A 15,080-nucleotide genomic window follows, 5' to 3' on the forward strand; every position below is an offset into this window, starting at 1 on the left:
ATGGAGCGCTAAGGGCTACCCGTCAAAGCCAAGATCTTTGATAAGACGATCTGCTAATTTATCAGCAAATTCTGAGGTGTTATAATACCCCTTTTCTATCTTGTTTTGCACATCCTGTATACGGTCCTGACGAACCTCAGGTTCTATGGAAACCCGTGCAGCAAGCTGCTTTGCTTGTCCTTGAGCAGGAGTCTTCGTGCCGCTGAATGTGGCAGAATCTTTTTGAGGAGCCTTGGTTTCTTTGGAGGCAGTGTCCCGGTTCTTTCGATTTGTCCGATCGATTTTGCGAAACTCTGCTCCCATCATATTATTAATCGATTCCAGTCTCATAGCACCACCTCCTTTCTTTGTTCAGGTCGCACTACGCTGTATTATGTATATCGACCAATCGCGGCGAATCTGAAGGAAAAAAATAGTTTTTTTCATTTTTCTCTGCAGTATACGAAGCCCATTTTAATAAGCCCGTTGTATGTATGCTCTTATGAACATGAATAGGAAGATCAGGCTTAGTTTTTAATTTTATATCCCCGTTTAAAGAGGAGGGCAGTTAAAAAGAAGAGTACCATAAGGGTACCTCCGGTAATACAGAGAGATAGGAGCGGGGAAACATCGGACATGCCGAGAAAGGAGTAGCGCATAAGATCAATCATATAGTATATGGGGTTTACCCGTGACAGCTGCGCGTAGAGAGGAGGAAGAGACTGCACAGAATAGAAAATGCCGCTGAGAAATGTAAGGGGAGTGATAACAAAATTTGAAAAAATAGAGACATGGTCAAACTTTTCTGCCCAGAGACCAGCTAAAATACCAAGGGTTGAGAAGACCCCCGACACAAGTAGTGCCGTTGTTAGTGCCAGAAAAGGGTACGCTACGGCTCCTCCGTAAAAGAAGATCGATACAAGGTAAATAACACTCCCCACCAGAAGGCCCCGGATGATTCCCCCAACCATGAAACCAATGGTGAGATCCCAGTGAGAGAGGGGTGCCAGGATGAAATCCACAATATTCCCCTGATATTTGGCGATAATCAGTGATGAGGAACTATTCGCAAAGGCATTTTGCAGAAGGCTCATGAGGAGAAGCCCCGGGATGATAAAGGTGATGTAGGGAATATCGTAGGCGGGAACCTCCCGACCTTGGAACGAGTAATCAAAAATAATGAAATAGAGGGTTGTTGATATCAGTGGAGCAAATACCGTCTGCACCGCAACCTTTGAAAACCGAAGAACTTCATGTTGTATCAGAAAATAGAGTGGTATCATACATCCTCCGTGTGAGGTCGTACAAGGGTCAGAAACACCTCTTCCAGGCGTGGGCTTGAAATATCCATGTCAAGAATGGTAACCCCTTGTGCAACTAAGGTGGTAATACAGGTGTTGAGATCTGCCTGTTTTAGTTCAAATTCGGCGGTGTGTTCTCCCAAGAGAGTCCCCCTGTTTCGTAGCTTCCAGGGAACCGTCTCTTGGCTCGGAAGGGTGCCACGATAGGTGATTTTCAGGATTTTCCTATCCACAAGATTCATGAGGTTTTCCTTGGTGTCTATGGCGGTAATTTCCCCTCTGTCCAGAATGGCGATACGATCACAGAGTTCTTCTGCCTCTTCCAAATAATGGGTGGTGAGGATAATTGTTTTTCCCCGCTGGTTTAAGATACGGATGTACTCCCACAGAGAGTTGCGTAACTCTATATCAACCCCCGCGGTGGGTTCATCAAGAACGATAATCTCTGGATCATGCACCAGGGCTTTTGCAATGAGAAGCCGACGTTTCATTCCCCCGGAAAGGTTTCTCGGATTAGCCTCTGCTTTGTCATGTAGCCCCAGAGCCGTCAGAATTTCATCGATGCGGTCTTCGTTTTTCCGTATGCCGAAATAGCCCGATTGAATACGCAAGGTTTGTCGCACATTGAAAAAGGGATCTAAGGCGATCTCTTGAGGAACAATTCCGATCTTTTTTTTCGCTTGAAGGGGGTTCTGCGCCAGATCAACCCCATCAATGTGTACTGTCCCGCTATCACGACGCACCATATGCCCGAGAATGCCAATGAGGGTTGTTTTTCCGGCGCCGTTTGGGCCAAGAAGGCCGAAAAACTCACCCCTGTTAATTGTTAAGTTTGTTTCTTTCAGGGCACGCACATCGCCGTACTGTTTACTCACCTTATGAAACGTAATAATTGACACAGGGCATATCCTTTCTCCGCGAATCTCATACAGGAAAAATACCATATGAAGCGGGGGGATCGAAGAAATATTAAAAAAACTATTTTAATGTTGACTTCATATATAAGGAATTAATATATTGAAATTTCAGATATGGTCTGTACCGAATAAAAATACATTGTCAAGGAGTTATTATGGCGTATCATGCAGAAACAGTGGCAGTTCACGGGGGACACACCCCTGACGAGACAACCCTAAGCCGGGGAGTTCCCGTCTATCGTACCAGTTCCTATGTATTTAAAAGCACGGAACATGCGGCAAATCTTTTTGGATTGAAGGAGCTGGGAAATATTTACAGCCGCCTTACTAATCCCACCACGGAAATTTTGGAAAATCGCATCACTGAACTCGAGGGCGGTGCTGCAACGGTTGCCCTGGCGTCGGGAACCTCCGCAATTTTCAGTACTATCGTAACCATTGCTCGGGCTGGGGATCATCTCGTTTCGGCCAATAATCTCTATGGCGGAACCTATACGCAGTTTGATTCAATTTTGCCCGACCTTGGTATTACCACGACCTTTGTAGACCCAACAAATCCTCAAAATTTTGCAGCGGCGATTCAGGAAAAAACGCGGGCGATCTACATTGAAGCCATTGGAAACCCTGCCCTGGAAGTAACGGATATTGAAGCAGTGGCTTCCATTGCCCATGAGGCGGGGCTTCCCCTTATTGTAGATGCAACCTTTACAACACCGGCTTTGCTGCGAGCCATCGATCATGGAGCAGACATTGTTATCAACTCGCTCACCAAGTGGATTGGTGGACATGGAACCGGTCTGGGAGGAAGTATTACCGACGCCGGACGGTTTAACTGGGCCGGGGGAAGACACCCCTTGTTTACAGAGCCTGACTCAAATTATCACGGTTTACGGTGGGCCCATGATCTTCCTGAACCCTTGGCTCCCATCGCCTTTGCTCTCCGGGTGCGCACTGTGCCCCTGCGTAATCTCGGTGGTTCTATTAGCCCGGACAACTCATGGCTGTTTCTCCAAGGGCTTGAAACGCTTCATTTACGTATGAAGAAACATGTGGAAAACACGCAGGCCGTGGCAGAATATCTGGAAGGGCATCCGGCCGTGGCGTGGGTAAAGTATCCCGGACTTGCGTCACATCCCACCCATGAAACAGCAAAGCGGTATTTAAAAAACGGCTTTGGCGGGGTGGTAGTATTTGGCCTGAAGAGTGGATACGACGGGGCAGTCCGGCTGATTGACTCAATCTCTCTTTTCTCCCATCTTGCCAATGTGGGAGATGCAAAGAGCTTAATTCTGCACCCTTCGTCAACGTCACATAGTCAGCTTTCAGAGGAGCAGCTCACCGATGCGGGTATTACTCCCGACTTAATCCGTCTCTCCATTGGGATAGAACATGTGGATGATATTATTGGTGCCTTGGCAGAGGTACTTGATTCCTAAGACGTTTCTTACTCTGGCAACAGGAAGGATTTCGGTCCTTCCTCATAATCTGTAAGGAGTAGTTTGTCCCGCTGCTCCATGCAGGAAAAGACCTTTCCTGCATCCCCTTAGTGGCTGTGCGCGTGTGGTGGAGCATAACATATATTCCTCTTTCAATCATTTTGGAGGTTACATGCGTGTCTACTCCCTCGCTCTTCTGTTTATCCTTGCTGGTATGGTTGCCACATCCCCCTTGCCTACATATGATGCGGCAAATCCCCTTCCCCTGTATTATCAAATTGAGCGATCGCCCCTTCACGGTCCTGCTTCATATACCTTCACAAGAGATTCTGAATTTCTCCGTGCTCATCATCTGGAAGGGGTTGTTTTTGGGGAGTTCCTTACGGGCTCATCCTCTCTTCTCACAGATCAACGCACCTTACTACTGTTGCGGGATTCCATTGTCTATGAGGATTTTTCTGTGGATATGCGTATCCGCATTGATAATATTCCCACGGGTGATCAGTATGATAATTTTGATGCCGCATGGATTCACCACTCCGATTCCATGAGTATGATTTACGATCTGGATAAGATTTATCTGGAGTATCGCGCCCCCTCTGTTGTAACCCTTGGGGCGGGAAAACGCCGGTATAATTGGGGGCCCCTCATGCTTGGGGGACTCATGCTTTCAGACTGGAATGAAGGGTTTTTCTCGATCTATCAGCGGTATGATGCGGGTCCCTTTTCTCTCCAGGGGATGACTGCTCAGCTGGATAGTTACACCCCCGAAGGCGGAGATGGCCGGCATTTAGAAGATCGTGAACGGCTTCATCGGTATATTTCCGCAGCCCGCCTCTCCTATGAGCATGAACGGTTTTCTCTGGCCCTTTCTCAAGCTACGGTGTATGCCGGGGTGGGACGTTCCTGGGAGATTCAATATCTATTCCCCTTCATCCCCTTCCATTACGCCAAAATGTCTACGTGGCGCTATGCCAACTGGGGGAATAAATCCCTTGGGTCCATGGACGGTTCCGTTCGGTTTCTGGATGATCGTGTAACTCTGTATGGAGAGCTTCTGGTGGATGATTTACAACAGCGAAAAACCGAGTCCTCCAAGACCCGGCAGAATCACCTGGGTCGCATGGCCGGTCTGCGTGTGGATGATCTTGCGGATATGTACGGATTCCTTGAGGGCGGCACCATTACCAGTTTTACCTATAATCATGTGAGCCCTCCCTTACGCTATCTCAATACGCGTGGGTTTATCGGCTCTCCCCTTGGGCCAGATACACAGCTGTTCTGGGGGCGCGTGGGACGACAGTTTCCACAGAATCTTTCAGCGGATGTTACGTGGTGGTTGAAGTGGAGTGGCGAGCGTCGTGATCTTTCCCGGGAGTATCCACACCCGTCGGTAAATAATACGATTGATGATCCCATCCCTTATGGGGTGGTTGAACGGGAAGCCTTACTTTTTTTACGTTCATCCTGGAATAACCCCTGGGGGGCTCTCTCTGTCACCGTGGGGCATCTTGCCTATGATAACTATGAGAATCAGGAAGATCAGGAAAAGACAACTTTTTTTGCGGGGATTTCTTTAGAAACAGCCCTGCGTGCTCGGTGGGAGTAAGGAGTGTTCTTTGGGGAGAATCTCCGAGAAGGGGGCATCTCTTATTTTTGAAAATACCCTGTATACCACTCTACAAAGCGGGGGATGCCCTCAGATATTGGGGTTTTTGGGGAATACCCCAGTTTTTTCTGAGCCTTTGCAATATCCGCATAGGTCTCTTTTACATCCCCCGGCTGCATGGGAAGCAGTTCTATGGCAACTTTTTTACCTAAGGCAGTCCCAAGGGTGTTCACAAAATCCATGAGGTTTTCAGCCCTGTGGTTCCCCAAATTAAATATTTCATACTGATCAAGCCCTTCAGTAAAAAGCGCGGCCTCTATACCTGTTATAATATCATCAATATAGGTGAAATCACGTTTCATATCACCGTGATTAAAAACGGGAATAGTCATGTCCGCAAGAATCTTCTTCGTAAAGGTCCAGTAGGCCATGTCGGGGCGTCCCCAGGGGCCATACACGGTAAAAAAGCGCACCCCCACAGTCTGAATATCGTAGAGATGGGAATAGGTATGCGCCATGAGCTCATTTGCTTTTTTGCTTGCAGCATAGAGACTCACCGGAGAGTCTACTGTATCTGATTCTGAAAAAAAAACTTTCCTATTTCCCCCATAAACACTTGAAGACGATGCGTAGACAAGGCGTTTTACTGAGTAGTGGCGACACATCTCAAGAATGTTGAGAAAGCCTGTGAGGTTGGATTGGGCGTAGACATGAGGATTTTCAATCGAGTAGCGAACACCCGCCTGTGCTGCTAAGTTGCACACTACGTCAATCTTAAAACGTTTAAAAAGGCCCTGCAAGGAATTTAGACTTTCAAGGGAGAGGTGTACCCCTTCAAAATGTTCGTGGACCGTGAGTTGTTTCCACCGCTCAACCTTTAGAGATACATCGTAGTAGTCATTAAAATTATCTACTCCTATGACGGAGTACCCCTCACGGAGGAGTCTTTGTGCAAGATGAAAGCCGATGAAGCCGGCTGCTCCGGTTATGAGAATCATACCAGTACCTTTTCTGTTTCCATGGGAGAAGCTCCATGGTATGTCTCTAATATAATATAAGGGGTGAGGGAATAGATTGAGAGGCACGTGATTCGTGTAGGTGAGAGAGCCCATGGAGTTATTGGCAATTGTGGTTATTCTGTACGCGACGACACTTTTTTACCGGCAATACAAAGCGGATACTCTGTAGATTTTATTTATTCTTTCGAATACCGTGCCAGGTATAGTGAGCGATATAGTAGAGGCTCTGTGCCACGGAAATCCCCTCTATGCGCCGGTAAATATACCACTGTCCCCGAAGTTTTTTAAATTTGTTGCGCGACAGGGAGTGTTCTCCAATACGGTACCGTGCAAGATTTGCCGGAACACACCAGGCGTGGTCCACCTCTTTTAGCAGTTTCAGCCAGAGGGCATAATCCTGTCCCCGTCGAAGGAGCGGCATGGAAATGTCCGTAAAGGCGGTTCGATCTATCATCACGGTGAGACAGCCGATGGAGCAGGTCCGTAAGAGATCTCTATGGGAGACTCTTTCAGGAAAGCGCAGATCCCTGGGAAGATCATTTCCCCCATCATCTATCACCGAGTAGTGGGTATAGGTGAAGGCATGACCCTCTTCTTTCATATATGCAAGCTGTTTTTCCAGTTTATCCGGTGTCCAGAGGTCATCGGCATCGAGAAAGGCGATATATCTGCCCCGTGATTTTTTTATGGAGTTGTTTCGTGCCACGGCGGCACCGCTGTTTTTTTCAAGCTGAAAGACCCGGATGCGGGGATCTTTTTTGGCGGCAGCACGGAGAATGTCCATGGTGGTATCCGTGGAGCAGTCATCGGTAATGCAGAGTTCCCAGTTTTGAAACGTCTGAGCCTGTATGGAGGCTATGGTATGGGCCACAACATCGGCGCAATTATAGGCGGGGGTGATTATGGATACGACGGGAGTATTCATGCATCCTCCAGGGGAAGTATGGCCAGAGATCGGCGTCCTGCGTAGGAACAATCCACGGCAATACGATCTCCGGCACGATTCCATCGGGGATGGAGATCGGCCCGGAAGAGCTCCTGAAACCGAAAGGGGGCATAGAGCTTTGCCACGGGGTGTACCGTGGGATCGGGGGCAATGCCAGGCAAATAGAGCAGATGCTGATGCCGTTTTTTGTCCGGGTAGGTATCGGTGACAATACGACCCGTGGGGATATGGCAACAGGGATGCCCATCCACGGCAAGGGCGGGATGAGTGAGGGGAAACTTTTCTGAACCGTCTTTGTGCACTACCCCATAGTAGTCTGTTCCGTTCTTTCCTTCGTAAAAGGCAAGGATACCATGGGAATCAATCCAGCAGAAATGAGAGACCATGGTGCCCGTGTCTGCAGCGGTGAGGGTGTGGGTGGTGAGATTGAGAAAATAGAGACGGGTTTCGTTTCGTTTTCCCCGATGTACCCACCGGTGGAAAAAGGCAACGGTATTGCTGTCGGGGGAAAATTGCGGGTGGGAAACATAGTGATAGGCTCCGTCCATGGAGGCCAAGGGATTTGTTTCGCGCAGTTGCGCTATGGGAACGGTATGGATGGTGTCGGTAAAGCCTTCGTTCGTTCGTGCAAGAATAGAAAACCCACCGGTCTCTTGCGGTACATTCTCATTGCCCTCATCTTCCTGTACCCCTTGATACTCATAGCCGTGAAGTCCCGTTCCAAAACGATAGAAGCTGATGTGGGCAAGGTAGTTTCCACAGGGGCTTATGGCACCCGCCGCAGGACCGAAATCTTTTGCCGCTTCTCCGGCTGAGGCGATATGGTTCAGGCGTGGGGTCTTCTCTGCGCTGAGGTCATTATAAAATACTCCCCCATGAATTGGATCCCATTGCAGCATGGCCCCCTGCTGCCAGTTCCACGCCCGGGTTGTTCCCAGGGGGGTGAAATGACGCAGTTGCACATCATCAAAATAGCCAATTTCCACGGGTACGCCCCGTTTTCGTTCTTTTTCCGTGGCCGGCGCCCTGTGGGCCAGAAGCTTCGTATCATCACTATTCCAGGGGCATTTATCGTGAAAGCCGAAAAAGAATCCCGGCGCACAGGCAGCAACCGCTTCGGTATTAGATTTCTTTCCCGAAGGAAGCACGTGTACCGCCTGATAGGCATTTTTGAGAAACAGCTTCAGGCGGGGATTTCGTTTTACCAGGTTGTATACTCTTTGTACCGGGGTATTCATGAAGCATCCTCCCCGGATAAAATCTCCGTGAGACGAGCAGTCCATGTGTGGTTTTCAAGCACCTTTTTTCGTGCCAGTGAGGCCTGTTCACAGGCCAAATCCCAGTGACTGACTACCCATTCGAGCCCCGTTCTAATTTCATCGGGGGAATCTATCTCAAAAAGCTGTCCCAGTGCCCCCTCTTCCAGAAGTTCCGTGGTCTGTTTTGTCTGTGCCGCCACTATGGGTCGAGCCGCAGCCATATATTCAAAGAGCTTTGTGGGAGACTGGAAACTGTTGAAGGTGCTGGTGGGATAAAAAAGTACATCTGCCTTTACAAGGTGGCGAGGCATATCTGCAAAGTCAATGGGGCCGGCCAGGTGAAGCCAGGGGCGTTTTTCAGCCATGTCGCGTAGCTGTGGCATAAGGGGGCCGTCACCATAGAAAATAAACTCCAGGGGGTGTTTGTCCACAAGGCCGTCCAGGGCTTCTACGGCTGTTTCAAGTCCATACTGCGGCTTCAAAAGTCCCGCATAGACTATCCGCAGGGGCGAGTGTGGTGTGAGAGAGGCTTTTTCTATGAGTTCTTCCGGTATCCGCTCTGGGCTGATACCGTTGGGAACAACCCGGCAGGGGATGGCAAGGGTGTTTTCCACATACTCTCCCAAAAGACGGGATATACATACAACCCGGTGAGCCATACCAAGCATTGGTTTGTCAAAAACACGCAGGATAGGCTTATGTTGCGAGCCCAGGCTGTTTACTTCCAGAATAAGTTTTGTGGTACCAAGGGCTTTTTTAAGGAGGGGAAAAAGAAGGGCGGCACTGGCAGAGTAGCGCATATACACCACATCGGGGGCATGCCGGTCAATCTCTTTTTTCAGGGCGGAGAAAAACCCCGCAAGCCAAAGGAGGCGAGATGCAGGCCCCGTAGTGGTTTTTGGATGGGTAATGACGGCATGGGTATACTCCTCCAGATGGGGGTATGACTCCTCACTCATAAAGAGTACCTCATGTCCCTGTTCTTTCATAGCTGCGAGTATGCCCATACAATGGGCGATATGTCCCCCCACACCGTCATGCTGGGAGAAAAAATGCGGATAGGGTATTGTGTAGAGTATCTTCATGAAAATCCTTTGTGTTTATTGCATAAGAACTGATTGATAGGGAATTATACTATGTGAGCCACTGCGAATATCCAGGAAGGCAAAGAGGGTGAAATAAGAGAGTATAAAAAATAGCAGAATAACCTTCAAATGTCTTTGTATCCTTAAATAACTCAGAACATAGGGAATAAAGAGAGCTTGATAGATAAGAAAATATAGGGGAATGCGGTGGATACCATAATATCTGGACAAAAGGGATTGCAGAATAAATCCATAGACATAGAGATTGTAGAACACCCGACCTCGTGTATTATTCATAATCGATTGAGGTATCACAGAGACAATACCCACCAAAAGGACAGCTTCTCCTAAAAGGCGAGTCCCCCCTCCAACAAACCCTTCACGTGTGAGTATCCTGTAAATAAAACCGGAGTACATTTCCGGTATGAGGTGTTCAAGGACAAGGAGTATTACTGCCATGGAAATAGCCGGAATTGCATAGACAATGAGGCCAGCCCCTGCTGCGCCTACAAGGAGCGGTTTCTTCCAGGGTATATTGGCAATAAAATAAAAGGGAAGCATCAAGATGGCAGAGGCATGAATAGATGCGCCCAGAAGACAGATGCCAAGATATTTAAAAAGGGAACGGGATATGATATACCGTACTCCGTAGAAGGTTATGGCCATGGCCATAACCTGGCGCACCTGATTGGTCTGACGGAAGAAAAAACCCGTGCCAAAGAGGATCACCATGGAGAGGAAAAAATTGCGGCTTTCGTCACTGAGGGTTTTGAGGACGAGGAAATTTGTCACCACGGAACAGACAAAAAAGACTGCCCAAAAATCAAGACCCAGACCAATTACCGCCAGATTTAAAATCTCATAGCCTATCTCTGCGGGAGGAAAATTACTCCCCGAGGCATAGCGTTCAAAATACCGCACATATCCCCTGTAGTCGGTACCCACATTATAACGTAGCCCATATACAAGACTTATGATGATAAAAAAGAAGATCCACGGTTTAAAGATGGTATAGGACGACGGGGGTGCTCCCGGTGTGGAAACACGGGGCACGGCATAGATTCTTAGTGACAAAATCAGGGAGAGGAAAAACAGTCCAAGATAAAATTCCATACTATTTCCCCGTTCCTGGTATTCTACTATTGCTAACAAAAAAAACATGGGTGATGCTCATCGCTTACTCTCCGTGAATTGTTGTGTATTCATCGTGGAGAAACCCAAAAAGCCCCATAACAATACCGACAGCCCACCCCAGTTCGTACACTGCCCGGGCTTGCTGCCCCTTCTTTTGTATGAGCGTAGAAAAAAGGATTCCCCCCACGGCCCGGCCGGTCCAGCAAAAAAATCGGAGAACACATTTTGCCCGCATATACCATGGGTGTTTCCCGGTGAGGATTCCCGTGGCGGATGAAAGAGCCCCGGCGCGGAGGCCCCGTTTGTAGAGCCATTTATAGGTAAGGCGCGATGCCGGCACATGCTCATAGGAGCAGGCCGTGTGAGAATAGACAATGATAAAACCGGCACGATGTACCTGGGCGGCAAAGCGGGAGTCACTTCCGCCGCTTTTTTTCAGGCAAATATCAAAGGGGTATGGAAAATGCTCAAAGACCGTACGGTGAATCAGTACACCGTGGGTGTAGAAGTAAGCTATTTTTGCCCCGTGTACTTCCTTCTTTTGGAAAAAAAACGATTTCTTCCACCACTCAGGAGACCCAGGGGGCAAAACGTATTCCTGGCGATTGTATACCACCTGTGCCGAGGTTTCCTCTGCCGTTTCCACCAAGGAGGCCACCCAGGAAGGAGCCACGGTCTGATCATCGTCAATAAAGGCAAGCCACTTTCCTGAAGTCTCCCGAAGAAAAAGCTCCACTACTTTGTTGCGGGCATAGGGAATACCTTGTTCTTCTTCTGTGCTGTATATTCCCTGTAAAGAGTGTTCTTCCAGTAGGGTGTACACCTGTTTTTCCGTATTGGGATTGCAGGCGTTATCTACAATAATAAGAGAAACAGAAAGCTCTTTTCTATCGAATTGTTGCCGTGCTATACTCTCGACCAACGCAGCAAGACCCCGGGGACGGTTGTAGGTTATTATGCCGATTACAATAGGCGTTCTCATTATGATCGTTCCAATTCCTCACAAATGCTTGCAATCAATTCTTGGCGAAATTTATAGGCGCCGGTCACATGGTAGACAAAACTTTCATCATTTGGCATATCGTGAAATGTTTTTAATTGAACACGTTCATGCGGCGGCAAGTTATCCCCCGGTTTGTTGTTAAAAGTCCCTGGCAATGATTTAAAGGGGATTTTATTCTGTATTTGCAAAAAATATACCAGCGTTTGTTCTGGGTAGTTTGAGAACAGTAGGGTAGAATGTTGTTGTATTTGTTCGGGAGAAAAAGCATTTCTGAATGATTTCGGGTATATTCGTACTCCACCATTCCCATACCATTCGCGTTTGTACTTCTTTCCCGTGGGAAGAGGTATCTTGGCCTTTTTCATACTAAGATAGGAAAGCTTTCCCATACGATCCCCAAAGCGAATAATGTTCTTGGAAAACCGTGACGAATGTAGTATCGGACACTTTCGCAGCAGTGTATGTGTAGCTATGGTACTACAGGATATAAACCAGTGTTCAGCACCTGTTCTCTTTGCACCTAAGGTGTTTTCTGGTATCTGATCAAATAAGTTTGGCGCAGACGGTCTAATACAGCAAGTATCATCTACAATAGCAACTTTGTCGTAATTTTTCAGATAGTGGTACGCAAGAAACGGTTTTAGGGCATACGCTTTTTTATTAGGTCTCCCCGGTGTATCAGGAAGGTCTGGGAAAGGGTATTCTCCTTCACTGGGATATGATGAGCAAAGTATAAAGTCAACATTATTATTGTGTGCATACTTTTTAAATAGGTTACTCGTATATTTTACCCATGGTCGATTTCCTATGGCAGGCATTACTATAGCTGTTTTGTTCATTCAGGTGTCCTTAGATTACACTGCTATCTGATGATTGGAAATATAAATTATGTAATCTTTTATTTCTTATATCTGTAAATTATGGACGGAAAATATATTTCTTCGGAATTAACACATGGAGATGTAATGCCCAAGACGACCGATACGATAGTAAAAAAAATTGCAACTACTTATATGCAAGATCTTGCTCAGTATGGGTATATACTTCCCGGACATAATGGCCCCTATAAAGATCCGGAAACGCCCGTACGAAATACAGCTCACGCTGCGGTGGTATTCCACTATCTTGCTCAGAAAACAGGGGAAGAGAAGTATGCTCACGCCCTTGCACAATGCGGCGAGTATTTGCTCTCCTCTGCGGCCCGGCCCATGGGGCAAACCTTTTTCTGCCGAAAAAATTACAGAAGGATTTTGCAAACGGTCTGATTGGTCAGGCATGGGCCATTGAGGGGCTTCTTGCTGTCTACGAAGAACGTGGCGAAGAAAAATATCTTACCTGCGCAGAGGAAGTGTTTCTGCTTCACCCCTTCAAGAGGGCAAAAAAAGCGTGGCACATAGTAAACGTCGATGGAAGTCATGCAGAGATTGACCCCACCTTTAATCATCAACTTTGGTTTGCCGCAGCGGGGGCTCTAATATGGAAACATTCACAAAACCATGCTATTAAATCGGTCTTAGATCTTTTCTTTGCAAATCTGAGTCGCGCCGTACGCACCTCTTCAACAGGGCGGATTCAGCACTCTTTACACAGGCCTAAATCACTAAAAGAGCGTATTGTCGGAAGCTTAACACTGCTCAAACGTACCAAAGCACGGCTTGTAGCAGGGCAAAGCATGCTCTATAAAGAGCAAGGGTACCACCTCTTTAACCTTTACGCCTTTGCGCTGATCTACTCAAATGGCTTTGACTCACTCCCCTTCTGGGACTCACCGCTATGGAAAAAAGCGCTCTCCTACTCATTTTCGTCAACACTCCTGAGTGATTTGGAGAAGAACAACCACTCAAAAGACGTTACAGCCCTCGGCAGCAAACAGACAGAGCTCTCAGTAAATCGATATGGATACGCCTATAACGCGCCTGGCTTTGAACTCCCTTATATTTACTCTGTGTTCTCCTCCTTTCTTACCTCGAAGGAGAAAGAAATTATGCTAGCAGTACAGAAAAAACAGATCGATTTCACCTATGACAGTGAACAGGGGTGTTTTGGGATAAACACAGAAGATGCAAGAACCCTGACCGCCCGTATCTACGAGCTGACGCGGTATTTATCTTTTGGGTTTGAGCAGAGATCCTAAAAACTTTATTTTGCGTTTGAATAACATCTTTTTTAGATGCTCTCGTACCCCCTTGTCTCGGAGGCAGGAGATTTTTCTGTTTTTATAGGCGGGTACTTCCATCTGTAAGGATATGTCACGACGACGATGTGCATAGGTTTGAATTTTCTTATGGACCTGTTTTTGATTTACACCATGAGTGTATTCGTTATACCCTTCAAGCATGAGTATCATCCTGTCCAAATAGTCCAGCTGTTTTTTGTTGTCTGAGTAGATACGTTGATTCCACGAACCGTGAGTCCCAAGACGTCGTACAGACATAATCTCGTCAAAATAGACTATATCTCCGTGGTAGGCAAGAATGAGCTTTCGCGGCATATCTCCCACGGGTGATATCTGTTGGAAATGGGGGTGAATGTTAAGAAACTTACTGCGAAAAACCATAGATGCCGAAGGCGCAGAGCTGCCACCTTCATAGAAAAAACCGCCCTGAAAGCACTGCATGGTTTTTTATTTTTGGGTGCCGCTATTTCTGTGGACGAGATACGCTTGTTTGTTGAAGAATCGTAAGTGTAGATACGTGCTGCATGAAATGACATACTGCATCGTTCATTCTTTTCCATATAATCAATTTGTCTTTGCAACTTATGCGGAACAGTCCAGAAATCATCTCCTTCGCAGATAGCAATATACTTCCCCTGCGCCCGATTATAATTATTTCCTCCCAGAGGCTTCCCTTGAGACTTCTGATTTTCAGTCTGATAAATCGGTTTAATCAGTGCTGGATATGCCATTTCATATTCCCGAATAATATCTGCGGTTTTATCAGTGGAGGCATCATCATGAATCAATATTTCAAAGGGAAAGTCCGTTTCTTGAATAAGAAACCCTTCCAAGGCATCTTCAATATAGGGTTCATGATTATAGGTGATACAGCAGATGCTTACCACGGGGGTGGTTTCCTTCCAGGTACGCATGATCTCTTCTTCACTTCGCAGATGTTCTCGCATGAGTATTCCTTGTCGAATCTTTTCTTTAATGTGTTTTTTCATGGGTAAAATATACTTTTTCAAGCACGGAATGCGTTCATCAAAGAAAAAGGCTGGGCCGAAGCCCTGCCATAGCGGTTACTCGTGAGAGTCATTTTCCTGTCGTGTTAAACGTGCCCGCACCCGCCGCACCAGGGGAGAAAGCTCAGACACCAGACTTTTATAGGTCTCTTCATACTCCTCAGGAGCCAGATCGGCAAAGTCCTGCACGTGATTAAAGATCATTTTGA

The 15,080-nt window shown here is 47.1% G+C and carries 16 protein-coding genes; 4 read left to right on the forward strand and 12 right to left on the reverse strand.

What is annotated here, in order from left to right; genetic code table 11:
- Positions 1-15: 15 nt before the first annotated feature.
- The 3 genes from CALK_RS09410 to CALK_RS09420 all read right to left on the reverse strand — a co-directional run bounded on the left by CALK_RS09410 (position 16) and on the right by CALK_RS09420 (position 2,179).
- Positions 16-330: a flagellar biosynthesis anti-sigma factor FlgM gene (locus CALK_RS09410; protein ID WP_022637460.1), complete on the reverse strand. Its 315-nt coding sequence runs from the start codon at positions 328-330 to the stop codon at positions 16-18.
- A 176-nt stretch (positions 331-506) separates the two neighbouring features.
- A complete protein-coding gene (locus CALK_RS09415) occupies positions 507-1,262 on the reverse strand; it encodes an ABC transporter permease (protein ID WP_022637461.1) in 756 nt (251 codons plus the stop codon).
- Positions 1,259-2,179 (reverse strand): ABC transporter ATP-binding protein, encoded by a 921-nt coding sequence (locus CALK_RS09420; protein ID WP_022637462.1) that lies wholly within the window; start codon positions 2,177-2,179, stop codon positions 1,259-1,261. The genes CALK_RS09415 and CALK_RS09420 overlap by 4 nt, the downstream gene beginning before the upstream one ends.
- 173 nt (positions 2,180-2,352) lie before the next feature.
- On the opposite strand from CALK_RS09420, the gene CALK_RS09425 reads away from it, so the two are divergent.
- Both CALK_RS09425 and CALK_RS09430 read left to right on the forward strand, forming a co-directional pair.
- Positions 2,353-3,633 (forward strand): O-acetylhomoserine aminocarboxypropyltransferase/cysteine synthase family protein, encoded by a 1,281-nt coding sequence (locus CALK_RS09425; protein WP_022637463.1) that lies wholly within the window; start codon positions 2,353-2,355, stop codon positions 3,631-3,633.
- 172 nt (positions 3,634-3,805) lie between these two features.
- Complete coding sequence (locus CALK_RS09430; RefSeq protein ID WP_022637464.1) at positions 3,806-5,242, forward strand: capsule assembly Wzi family protein; 1,437 nt, start codon at positions 3,806-3,808, stop codon at positions 5,240-5,242.
- A 41-nt stretch (positions 5,243-5,283) separates the two neighbouring features.
- Here CALK_RS09430 and CALK_RS09435 read toward each other — a convergent pair whose 3' ends face one another.
- The 7 genes from CALK_RS09435 to CALK_RS09465 form a co-directional block, all read right to left on the reverse strand.
- Positions 5,284-6,240 carry a GDP-mannose 4,6-dehydratase gene (locus tag CALK_RS09435; RefSeq protein ID WP_022637465.1) on the reverse strand — a complete coding sequence of 319 codons (957 nt, stop codon included), beginning with the start codon at positions 6,238-6,240 and terminating at the stop codon, positions 5,284-5,286.
- A gap of 193 nt (positions 6,241-6,433) precedes the next feature.
- On the reverse strand, positions 6,434-7,186 hold the full coding sequence (locus tag CALK_RS09440; protein WP_022637466.1) for a glycosyltransferase family 2 protein: 753 nt from the start codon (positions 7,184-7,186) through the stop codon (positions 6,434-6,436).
- Positions 7,183-8,445 carry a TolB-like translocation protein gene (locus CALK_RS09445; protein ID WP_022637467.1) on the reverse strand — a complete coding sequence of 421 codons (1,263 nt, stop codon included), beginning with the start codon at positions 8,443-8,445 and terminating at the stop codon, positions 7,183-7,185. The genes CALK_RS09440 and CALK_RS09445 overlap by 4 nt, the downstream gene beginning before the upstream one ends.
- A complete protein-coding gene (locus CALK_RS09450) occupies positions 8,442-9,551 on the reverse strand; it encodes a glycosyltransferase (RefSeq protein ID WP_022637468.1) in 1,110 nt (369 codons plus the stop codon). Before CALK_RS09450 ends, CALK_RS09445 begins: the two co-directional genes overlap by 4 nt.
- Positions 9,552-9,566: 15 nt before the next feature.
- The gene (locus CALK_RS09455; protein ID WP_162146729.1) at positions 9,567-10,664 is read right to left on the reverse strand and encodes an EpsG family protein; all 1,098 of its coding nucleotides are present in this window, start codon (positions 10,662-10,664) and stop codon (positions 9,567-9,569) included.
- Positions 10,665-10,728: 64 nt separating this feature from the next.
- A complete protein-coding gene (locus tag CALK_RS09460; protein WP_022637470.1) occupies positions 10,729-11,667 on the reverse strand; it encodes a glycosyltransferase family 2 protein in 939 nt (312 codons plus the stop codon).
- Positions 11,667-12,527, reverse strand: a complete 861-nt coding sequence (locus tag CALK_RS09465) for a hypothetical protein (RefSeq protein WP_022637471.1) — start codon at positions 12,525-12,527, stop codon at positions 11,667-11,669. Before CALK_RS09465 ends, CALK_RS09460 begins: the two co-directional genes overlap by 1 nt.
- Positions 12,528-12,653: 126 nt before the next feature.
- Here CALK_RS09465 and CALK_RS12920 point away from each other — a divergent pair, with 126 nt between their 5' ends.
- Together CALK_RS12920 and CALK_RS09470 are read left to right on the forward strand one after the other, a co-directional pair.
- The gene (locus CALK_RS12920) at positions 12,654-12,953 is read left to right on the forward strand and encodes a hypothetical protein (protein WP_155851847.1); all 300 of its coding nucleotides are present in this window, start codon (positions 12,654-12,656) and stop codon (positions 12,951-12,953) included.
- The gene (locus CALK_RS09470) at positions 12,860-13,822 is read left to right on the forward strand and encodes a hypothetical protein (RefSeq protein WP_022637473.1); all 963 of its coding nucleotides are present in this window, start codon (positions 12,860-12,862) and stop codon (positions 13,820-13,822) included. The genes CALK_RS12920 and CALK_RS09470 overlap by 94 nt, the downstream gene beginning before the upstream one ends.
- Here CALK_RS09470 and CALK_RS09475 read toward each other — a convergent pair.
- Together CALK_RS09475 and CALK_RS12355 are read right to left on the reverse strand one after the other, a co-directional pair.
- Positions 13,793-14,179 (reverse strand): hypothetical protein, encoded by a 387-nt coding sequence (locus CALK_RS09475; RefSeq protein ID WP_034637700.1) that lies wholly within the window; start codon positions 14,177-14,179, stop codon positions 13,793-13,795. The two genes, CALK_RS09470 and CALK_RS09475, sit on opposite strands and share 30 nt — an antisense overlap.
- Positions 14,140-14,811, reverse strand: coding sequence for a glycosyltransferase family 2 protein (locus CALK_RS12355; RefSeq protein ID WP_052569240.1), 672 nt, complete (start codon positions 14,809-14,811; stop codon positions 14,140-14,142). Before CALK_RS12355 ends, CALK_RS09475 begins: the two co-directional genes overlap by 40 nt.
- Positions 14,812-15,080: the final 269 nt, after the last annotated feature.

This window comes from Chitinivibrio alkaliphilus ACht1, from assembly GCF_000474745.1.
Classification (GTDB): Bacteria; Fibrobacterota; Chitinivibrionia; order Chitinivibrionales; family Chitinivibrionaceae; genus Chitinivibrio; species Chitinivibrio alkaliphilus.

Bases quoted from the DNA above. Each gene is read 5' to 3' on its own strand.
- CALK_RS09410 (WP_022637460.1), bottom strand. From the start codon at position 330: ATGAGACTGGAATCGATTAATAATATGATGGGAGCAGAGTTTCGCAAA.
- CALK_RS09460 (WP_022637470.1), bottom strand. From the start codon at position 11,667: ATGAGAACGCCTATTGTAATCGGCATAATAACCTACAACCGTCCCCGG.
- CALK_RS09455 (WP_162146729.1), bottom strand. From the start codon at position 10,664: ATGGAATTTTATCTTGGACTGTTTTTCCTCTCCCTGATTTTGTCACTA.
- CALK_RS09470 (WP_022637473.1), top strand. From the start codon at position 12,860: ATGCGGCGAGTATTTGCTCTCCTCTGCGGCCCGGCCCATGGGGCAAAC.
- CALK_RS09425 (WP_022637463.1), top strand. From the start codon at position 2,353: ATGGCGTATCATGCAGAAACAGTGGCAGTTCACGGGGGACACACCCCT.
- CALK_RS12355 (WP_052569240.1), bottom strand. From the start codon at position 14,811: ATGCGAGAACATCTGCGAAGTGAAGAAGAGATCATGCGTACCTGGAAG.
- CALK_RS09415 (WP_022637461.1), bottom strand. From the start codon at position 1,262: ATGATACCACTCTATTTTCTGATACAACATGAAGTTCTTCGGTTTTCA.
- CALK_RS09435 (WP_022637465.1), bottom strand. From the start codon at position 6,240: ATGATTCTCATAACCGGAGCAGCCGGCTTCATCGGCTTTCATCTTGCA.
- CALK_RS09450 (WP_022637468.1), bottom strand. From the start codon at position 9,551: ATGAAGATACTCTACACAATACCCTATCCGCATTTTTTCTCCCAGCAT.
- CALK_RS09430 (WP_022637464.1), top strand. From the start codon at position 3,806: ATGCGTGTCTACTCCCTCGCTCTTCTGTTTATCCTTGCTGGTATGGTT.
- CALK_RS09440 (WP_022637466.1), bottom strand. From the start codon at position 7,186: ATGAATACTCCCGTCGTATCCATAATCACCCCCGCCTATAATTGCGCC.
- CALK_RS12920 (WP_155851847.1), top strand. From the start codon at position 12,654: ATGCCCAAGACGACCGATACGATAGTAAAAAAAATTGCAACTACTTAT.
- CALK_RS09475 (WP_034637700.1), bottom strand. From the start codon at position 14,179: ATGCCGCGAAAGCTCATTCTTGCCTACCACGGAGATATAGTCTATTTT.
- CALK_RS09445 (WP_022637467.1), bottom strand. From the start codon at position 8,445: ATGAATACCCCGGTACAAAGAGTATACAACCTGGTAAAACGAAATCCC.
- CALK_RS09465 (WP_022637471.1), bottom strand. From the start codon at position 12,527: ATGAACAAAACAGCTATAGTAATGCCTGCCATAGGAAATCGACCATGG.